Genomic DNA, 9,179 nt, shown 5'->3' on the forward strand with positions numbered 1-9,179 from the left:
TAGATCGACCCTGGCTTTCATTTCTACTGCCATTTGGATATCCCTCCATTTCCGCTCTACCTGTTCAATTCAAAATATTGACGGATCGCTGTCGCAACTCCATGATCTGCATTTGAATCCGTGATCACGTTAGCGACTCCCTTTGCATTGTCATTCCCATTTCCCATAGCAATACCTAACCCTGCCCAATCCAGCATTTCAATATCATTATCGTAATCGCCTATGGTTACAACCTGTTTGGAAGCGATATTGTATTCGGAGCATACCTTCATAAGCGCCGTTTTTTTATTAATGTCTGCAAGGTTAATATCGAATCTTCTTCTTCCTGTCCGGGAAAGCGTAATTCCCTCCCAGCCGCTCATCTCCTTATAAAGACGGTCGATTACTGCCGGATCATCATCAATGACCGTAGCCTTATAGACCTCTTCCTCCGTTGACGCCAGAAAATGAGATAATGGGCCGACGGGAGAGACCTGTATTAAATGTACTTGACCGCGGTAATTATCCTCCGTCAATTCCTTGCTTGGATCCATGACCACATTAGCAAGCGGCCAAGCACGATTCATTTCGGTCAACTCGTTAACGTACAAAACATTGTAACCGTAATAATGGATATAAGAGCCCTTCGCTTCAACAAAGGTTGCGATTTTACAAGCGATTTCCCTGCTGATCGGATAGCCAAATAATTTCTCGCCTGTGACGGGGTCCAGGATCACAGCTCCGTTTAACGCAATAAGCGGGAATTTCAAGCCTAAATATTTCCCATGCAGCCATACCGATGCCGGAAACCGTCCTGAGGCCAAGGTCACATGAATCTGATTATAAACCAGCTGCTGCACAGCCTCTTGAACGGGTAAAGTAACCATCTTTTGCGGATCCAGCAGCGTTCCATCCATATCTAGTGCTAACAGTTTATACATACGCGCTACTCCGTCCTTTTCATAGCATAAAAGTACTGACTACATTTGGAATATATGCAGGCCTTCCAAACACTTCACTGGCCGTTTTTTTCATAAATTCAAAATCGCCGTCATGCGGTAAATGGGTTAATACCAATTTTTTCACATTGGCCTTCTTCGCGATCGTACCTGCCTGAACGGCATCCATATGCCCTTCTCCCGTTGTATGCCTGCTGCCTTCGCAAATCGTAGCTTCGCAAAGGAAAATATCCGCATTTTGGGCAAAGTCAATCAATGATTCGCAGTATGAGGTATCGCCTGAATAAACAAACGTTTTTCCGCCGTATTTAATTTTGACAGCATAGCATGAAATCGTGTGTTGAACCGGAATAAACTCAATTTCAGCACCTGCCAGGCTCACTTTATTTAAAGGATTAATCGCATATACATCGGAATGGTTTCCCATTAAATCTTGCATAGCCGATACCGGCGAGTCCGGCGCATAAATTTGCAGCTTGTTCGTCATCCTTCCTGTCCTTCTTGCGCCAACGGCCGCATATTGCAAAATACCGATATCCGCCATATGGTCGTAATGTAAATGGGAAAGTATAACACCGGATAAGGACTCGACATTCGTATAGAAGGATAACCTGCTCATGACGCCACTGCCGCAGTCCAATAAAATGTTCCCTTCATCCGTTGTTATTAAATAACCCGCTGTCGCTCCGCCTGCAGAAGGATAACCTCCCCAATAGCCCAGTACAGTCACTTTCATATCCTCACCCCATCAAAATCTAACGGTGTCACCGTTTTTTTAATCTTCGAGCCAAACTCCTTGTAGAATGTTAATGCCCATTTCATCGTCCAGATTGTAATTGTTGCTTTCGCTAGCATCCGTAACGACAGCGATTTTTTCATTTTGAACCTGCAAGTGATACTCAATCCTGTCGCCTTGATACAATTTATTCGTAATTTTCCCACGTAGGGATGAATGACTGTCGGGCACGATATGATGCGGTCTAACCGATACCCATCCTTCATTCCGATTTGTATCGAAAGCCGGTATTTCCAGCGTCGTATCGAATAAACGAACCGTCATGGTCGGCCCTGAATTACGCTCCACCACTTGACAAGGAATGACGTTGGCCGAGCCGATAAATTTGGCTACAAACGAATTCGCGGGGCGGTTATAGATCTCCATCGGACTGCCAACCTGGACAACATGCCCACTGTTCATCACAATCACTTTATCGGACATCGTCATTGCTTCAACTTGATCGTGAGTTACATTAATAATGGTAATGCCCATTTTACGTTGAATCTCTTTGATCTCGATTCTCATCTGCTCGCGCAATGCGGCATCCAGATTCGATAAAGGTTCATCCAGCAAGAGCAAGCGAGGTTCCATGACGAGCGCTCTAGCCAAGGCTACCCTTTGCTGCTGACCTCCTGACAATTCATGAGGAAATCGCTTTTCGTAAGCGTCCAGATGGACGATACGCAGAATTTCCCTGGTTTTGGCCGCCATATCGGCCTTATTCATCTTTCGCAGCTTAAGGGGATAGGCAACGTTCTCAAAGACGTTCATATGAGGCCATACCGCATAAGATTGAAACACCATGCCGATCCCGCGCCTTTCTGGCTGCAGAAAAGTGGAACGCGCGGTATTAACCAATTCTTCCTTATCCAGTGTAATCACACCGTCGGTTGGTTCAATAAATCCGGCAATCATTCGTAAAGTAGTCGTTTTCCCACATCCGGATGGACCAACAATAGTTGCGAATTCATTTCTTTCGATTGTCACGTTTACCTTATGAACAGCTGTGCTTCCCTTATAAACCTTGGAAATGCCATCCAGAACGAGTGTACCCATAGTATTATCCTCCCCGAAGCATCGATGTCGTATTTTTTACAATCCAATCCGGCCCTTACTCACGATTTTCAAGATGATGTTGGTCACGGTTACAAACAAAATGAGTAATACGGCAAGTGCCGCCGTGAGCGCGACCTTTCCTTCTTCCTGAGCTGAAAATACAACGACTCCAATGGTTTCGTTATTGACGGACCATAGCAAGGATGATAACGTGATCTCTCCCAAAGCCGGCATAAGGACAAGAAAAAATGAAGCATAGAAACTGGGCCTTAGCAAGGGAATCATAATATCCCAGAAGGCTCTCATCTGGGAGGCGCCGGAAATCCGACTCGCTTCCTCGAGAGATGGATGGATTTGAGCCATCGCGCCGGAAATCGTTTGCAGCCCGAGGTTCATAAACCTGGCCAAGTAGGCAACAAGCAATATCATATAGGTGCTATATAAATTCCAGCCTACAATTGGAACCGGATTCACAAAAGCGAGAATCATCGCCAAGCCTACAATAGTGCCGGGTACCGCATAAGGAATGGCAACTAATGATTCTACTAGTTGAGATCCAAACATTTTTCCGCGAATAATCATATAGGATAAAAGGAGGCCTAGTACGGCAATGACGAAGCCGGCAATCGCAGCCAGAGAAAAACTGTTCATGACAGCTCTTCGAACCGATTCGATTTCAAAGATCATTTCATAATTTCTGAAAGTCAGATTCGACCAGCTATTCGGAGCACCAAACGCTTTTAACAAGGAAGTAAATATCGCCGCACAGATTGGAGCTACCGTTGTGACAAAGATAATGATGATCAAGAACACGTATACAGGAGCTTTCCAGGAACCAAGCGAAGTTTTCTCCCCTGAAGGATGCTTACCGCTAACCACGACATATTTGCTCGATTTAATAATCTTTTGATACAATTGCAGTCCTATGATACCGAATAGAGCGAGCAGCATGGAATTGGCCGCTGCAATTTGAAGACTATTCGGCTTATCCACATTGATAATCGTTTGATAAATTTGAGTGGTCATCAAATTGATATCGTTCGGAGAGCCTAACACCGCAGGAATACCGAAATCCGCCAACAAATTCATGAATAGAAGCAGCATTCCCCCCAATATGGCCGGGGATATCAAAGGTAATGTAATGTCCTTCATCGTGCGTAAAACGCTGGCGCCGGAAATTCGGCTCGCCTCTTCAACCGATGCGTCTATCTTTTGAATCGCAGGAAGCACGACAATGTAAGGAATGGTGTAGCCGTAGATCGACATCACGAACACCATACCGCTCATACTATAAATATCGACCAGAGGCTCCGTTTGTTGAAAAATATCCATATACCAGCCATTGATCAGCCCTACAGGTCCAAGCAGATAAGTCCAGGATATGGCACCGACAAATGGCGGGATCAAATAGGGCGTGGCCAGCAGGGTTTGCCATATTTTTTTGCCCCGGATATTCGTTCGCGCAACAATCCAGGCTAACAAAACACCCAGTATTGTTGCAATTATGGTTGAAGGCACTACAACCTTCAAGCTGTTCGTCATACTAGTCAAAATGGCCGGATCTCTAAAGAGGGTCACGTAATTGGCAAAGGTTATATTTCCATCCGCTTTAAAGCTGTTGATTACGAGCACCAAGCAGGGATAAAACACGGTAAATCCCAGTAGGACAAAGGTCCCCCACCAAATAAGGCGGGGACCCATTGAAGCTAAATCAAAGGAGCTTTTGGCAGCAGATTGACCGGAGGTCATTCCTTGCGGCTTACCGATCATACGATCAAATCCTTCCTAACTCGAAATCATATTATTTGGCTTCGCTAAATAATTCTCCAAACTTCGTTTTTAAAGATTCGCGGTTATCTTCAAGGAATTTCATATCCAGCGGCATCACTTTAATGCTGTCCAATTTGGGCGATCCTTCAGGCGCGCCTGCATCCCCTTTGACTGGAATGTAGCCTTGTTTCACGAAAAACTTCTGACCATCCGTGGAGAGGAGGTAATCCATCAGTTTCTGGGAAGCCTCTTTATTTTTAGATCCGGAAATAATGCCTACCGGCGTAGGAATAAGAACGGAACCCTCGCTAGGCCAAGCGATTTCAACCGGCGAACCGCTGTTTTTAGCGTTTCTGACCATAAAGTCTACAACTGAAACGCCATAATATTCGCCTGTTGCAAGTTTACTAGTCAAGTTACCGTTGGATTGTTCAAACTTAACGCCATTATTTTTCAAGCTGCTGAAATAGTCCCATCCCATCCCATTCGTATTGACGAGCGATGCTAATGTTAAGAATGCTGCGCCGGAATAGTTCGGATTTGCTATAGCGACTTTCCCTTTATATTCAGGAGATCCGAGATCCTGCCAGGATTTAGGGGCATTTTTAATTTTTAATGTATTATAGCCAATGACATTGAAAATTTGACGTACTTCATAATATTTTCCGTCTTCATATGCATAGCGCTTATCCAGGTTAGCCGCTTCAGGCGAATCATATTTTTCCAGCATCCCTTTTTTCGCCAATTTCGAATAATAGTCAATATCGGCAAACCAAATGACATCGGCCTGGATAGCCCCGCCCATCTGTTCCGCTTCGATTTTCGAAATAACGGCACCGGTTCCGGAACGGTATATTTTCACATCAATCTTAGGCTGCTTCTTCTTGAAATCCTGGATCATTTCGTTAACTAAGTCTTGGGATTCAGAGGTATACAGATTCACAGTCCCGCTGACTTCCTTCACTTCTTTTGCACTATCGACAGGCTTCGTTCCTTCATTAGCATTTTTAACTTGCTCATTACCGCCCGATGCGCAACCAGCTGCGAGAGAAACTAATGCGAGAGACATCATCACTTTATAAAGTTTTTTCAATGTACCCACCCTTTACTTGTTTTTTTGAAATGAACTCCAAACCGCAACCTCTTATAACTATCCGCATATTGTTATTTGATCATCAGCCCCCCACCGTAATTTTAGCTCCCACGAGCTTAATCCTTTGTCCATCCATCGTGGATTCGATCTTGATGACGCCAGTCCATTTCATGATTTGAGATGCGTACTCCTGAAGAGCAGCTTCATCCATCCCATTGACGCTGCAATGTACCGTCTTAAATCCTTCCCCAACCGATTCATCCTCCGAAAAATATACTTTTTTAATCTGAATACCCATTGCTTCCAACTCGGATATAATTTTCCCGGTCAACGTGGAGTTGTCTTCAATCGTGATTTGTAGCAGGTTTTTATGCTTTGCGCTAAACAACTTCTCTGTTTTGTTCAACAGAAAGAGACATACCAAGACAAGGAAGGTTGCAACCAGCGCCCCTTTATAAAACCCTGCACCTGCCGATAAACCAATTCCGGCCGTTACCCACAAGGAGGCAGCCGTTGTTAATCCCGATATCGAAAGTCCATTTCGCAATATCGTACCTGCGCCCAGAAAACCGATACCGCTAATGACTTGAGCAGCAAGACGGGATGGATCTATTCGGACATTGATTTCGTTTACAAAATCAGAAAAGCCATAAATCGATAGCAGCATAATTAATGCAGCACCGATACAGACAAGAATATGAGTACGAAAACCAGCCGCATGGTTGCTGACTTCCCTTTCTAACCCAATTAAACCTCCAAGGACAACTGCGGCAATCAATCGTAACACTAAATCCCAAAAGTCAATACTCCAAACCGAGTTCTCGACCATGACCTACCAACCCCTCTTGCTCATAGTTCGGCATAACTGTATGCGCTTTCTTTTGTGCGAAAAATCCTTGAAACGTGTGCTGATTAGAGAATGTTTGACAAGTAATAAACGGATATCCTTTACATTTGTCATTAAGAAATACATTTGTAACCACATCTTACTCCTGATTTTATCATTTGTCAATATGTTAATACATTTGTAAATTGATCTGAAAATCAGGAACAGCAATATGGGGGAAGCGCTTACGATTCCGATTGTTTACAAAAACTACAATTGAAATAGTATCACTCCACGGCATTTTTTACAATTGTTTTATTTATTTACATATGTAAAGAAGAGGATAAAAAAAAGAGAATGCATATACATTCTCAGCTTGCCGGGAAACCCGCATCCCGCAATTCATTCCACTCTTGCAACGAACGTGTAATATTAAGCTCTTTCATTTCTCCAAAATATTCCAAAGATACATAACCGGAATAATGCCGCCGCTCAAGCTCTTGAATAAGTGCCTTGTTATCAATGTCGCCATTAAGGATTGAGACAGGAACACTCTTGTACCTATTGGCATGATCCCAGTTGTAATTTTTTATATGAACGTGAGATAACCATGGGTATAAGACCGGCAGCGCCTCCATTTGATCGATCTGCTCCACATGGAGATTCGCACCGTCAAACACTAGCCTAAGTCTCGGGTGATTGACTGCCTGCAGCAGCATCCGGGCGGACTCCGTATTATCTACAAACGTGTCATAGTGAACTTCGATCGCAATGTTTACTTCGTACTGGTCGGCCATTCGCATAACGTTCTTCATGACGCTCACGACTTGGCCCCATTGCTCCGGAGAAGTGCATCTCGACGACACGTGGCCCAGAAATGTTCGTATGAACGGACAGCCCAGCTGCCTGGCAACGTCGAGTAAATGATTCATACTCTTGAAATCCTGCTTCAAATCCTTTTCTCCCGAGAAGCCTCCGGAAAATGTTGTGTATCCGCTGACCGCCGGCACTTCAAGGCCATACCGGCGCAGTTTTTCTCTTAATTTGTCAAGGGGACCCCGCTCCTCCTGATAGCGTTCAATATGCCCCATCCATAGTTCCACCCCATCTAGTCCAAATGGAGCCGCCCATTCCAATATTTGTTCAACATCCCAGTCTTTAAATCCTGAAGTACAAAGGCTTCTCTTCACTTCGATTCCTCCTAAGCTTATCTGTGCAGCCATTCCAATGGAACGGTCACCAGACTTGGGAACAGGATTAACAACACCATAACGACGCATTCGGCAATAAGGAACGGCATAACGCCTTTCATAATGCCCTCCATACTCGTTCTACCTACACCTGCAGCCACGTTGAGTACCGTTCCCACAGGCGGTGTGAGAAGTCCGATGCTGCAATTCAGAACGAACAGAACGCCGAAATAAACCGGATCAATACCTGCTTGAATGATAATGGGCATCAGAACAGGTGTCATAATGAGTATGGTAGGCGTCATATCCATAGCCGTACCTACCAAAACTAACAAGATATTGATCATGATCATAAGCAGCATCGGATTTTCCAGCAGAGGTCCAAGAAATTCCGTAATCGTGGCAGGAACGTTAGCCACTGTAATGAGCCAAGAGGATACCATCGCTGCCGCAGCGAGGAACATAACTACACTAGTCGTTTTGGCCGCACCAAGGAGGCATTTATAAACGGTTGTAAAGCTCAGCGAGCGATAAATGAACACCCCGACCAATAGGGCGTACACTGCGGCTACTACCGCAGCTTCCGTCGGTGTGAAGATACCGCCCCGTAAGCCTGCAAGAATAATCACAGGCAGTATCAGGGCCCATGACGCTTCTTTTAATGCGATCAGGATGTCCTTAAACGAGGCGCGCGGCATTTTCTCCGCCTTCTCTTTGCGTGCCATTAACCACCAGGTAAATACAAGAGCGACGCCCATCATTAAACCCGGCACAATACCGCCCAAAAATAGCTTTGTAATGGAAACATCGCTTGTCACGCCAAAGATAATAAAAGCGATACTCGGCGGAATTACCGGTGCAATAATACCTCCGGCTGCGACCAATCCGGCGGAGCGATTCCGGTCATAGCCCGCTTTGACCATCATCGGGATCAGGATGGCGCCAAGGGCTGCCGTATCGGCGACTGCAGATCCGGACAATCCGGCAAAGATGACGGCGGCAATGATCGAGACATATCCTAAACCGCCGCGAATGGGTCCGACCAGGGTTAAAGCGAATTGTATGATTTTTCGGGATATTCCGCCGGCGTTCATAAACTCACCGGCCAGAATAAAGAAGGGAACCGCCAGTAAAGGGAAGCTGTTTGCACCGTTAATCAGGTTTTGAGCAATGATTTGGGTGTCAAACATACCCATGTACATCATGAGACATACGCCGCTTAACAGAAGCGCAAACGCAATCGGCATTCCGAATGCCATTGCCCCTAATAAAGAACCAAGGAAGATTACAGGAGTCATTACCGATCAGCCCCTTCCGCCGTATGCAACTGATGATTTTCGAGCTTCATGCCGATCTCTTTCGTCTCCTGCCGCTCTGGCGTTTCGCTATTATTTAGCTGGATTTCTTCTTCCGATTCGACGACCCGGGAAACTTTGTCGATATAAGTTTTGTCGATACTCACCCGGATAATATTCGAAATCAGAATGATACCCATGCAGACGCTGGCAATAACCCCGACGAAATACAC

General features: G+C 45.1%; 9 protein-coding genes. All 9 read right to left on the reverse strand.

Features of this window, described 5'->3' with window-relative positions; all coding sequences use genetic code 11:
- Window positions 1–56: 56 nt before the first annotated feature.
- Window positions 57–920: a Cof-type HAD-IIB family hydrolase gene (locus JMF85_RS22160; RefSeq protein WP_127610643.1), complete on the reverse strand. Its 864-nt coding sequence runs from the start codon at window positions 918–920 to the stop codon at window positions 57–59.
- Between the two features lie 19 nt (window positions 921–939).
- Complete coding sequence (locus JMF85_RS22165) at window positions 940–1,674, reverse strand: MBL fold metallo-hydrolase (RefSeq protein ID WP_127610645.1); 735 nt, start codon at window positions 1,672–1,674, stop codon at window positions 940–942.
- Between the two features lie 39 nt (window positions 1,675–1,713).
- Complete coding sequence (locus JMF85_RS22170; protein WP_127610647.1) at window positions 1,714–2,772, reverse strand: ABC transporter ATP-binding protein; 1,059 nt, start codon at window positions 2,770–2,772, stop codon at window positions 1,714–1,716.
- 36 nt (window positions 2,773–2,808) lie between these two features.
- Window positions 2,809–4,542 (reverse strand): ABC transporter permease, encoded by a 1,734-nt coding sequence (locus tag JMF85_RS22175; protein WP_201318913.1) that lies wholly within the window; start codon window positions 4,540–4,542, stop codon window positions 2,809–2,811.
- A gap of 31 nt (window positions 4,543–4,573) precedes the next feature.
- Entirely contained in the window at window positions 4,574–5,635 is a 1,062-nt protein-coding gene (locus tag JMF85_RS22180; RefSeq protein WP_127610651.1) for an ABC transporter substrate-binding protein, read from the reverse strand.
- 82 nt (window positions 5,636–5,717) lie between these two features.
- Complete coding sequence (locus tag JMF85_RS22185) at window positions 5,718–6,464, reverse strand: MgtC/SapB family protein (RefSeq protein ID WP_127610653.1); 747 nt, start codon at window positions 6,462–6,464, stop codon at window positions 5,718–5,720.
- A 368-nt stretch (window positions 6,465–6,832) separates the two neighbouring features.
- Window positions 6,833–7,651: a sugar phosphate isomerase/epimerase family protein gene (locus JMF85_RS22190; protein ID WP_201318914.1), complete on the reverse strand. Its 819-nt coding sequence runs from the start codon at window positions 7,649–7,651 to the stop codon at window positions 6,833–6,835.
- Between the two features lie 17 nt (window positions 7,652–7,668).
- The gene (locus JMF85_RS22195; RefSeq protein ID WP_201318915.1) at window positions 7,669–8,949 is read right to left on the reverse strand and encodes a TRAP transporter large permease; all 1,281 of its coding nucleotides are present in this window, start codon (window positions 8,947–8,949) and stop codon (window positions 7,669–7,671) included.
- Window positions 8,949–9,179, reverse strand: a 231-nt coding sequence (locus tag JMF85_RS22200; RefSeq protein WP_201318916.1) for a hypothetical protein, incomplete at its 5' end; no start/stop codon positions are given. The genes JMF85_RS22200 and JMF85_RS22195, both read right to left, overlap by 1 nt.

Source organism: Paenibacillus sp. EPM92 (assembly GCF_016586185.1).
Lineage (GTDB): Bacteria > Bacillota > Bacilli > Paenibacillales > NBRC-103111 > Paenibacillus_G > Paenibacillus_G validus.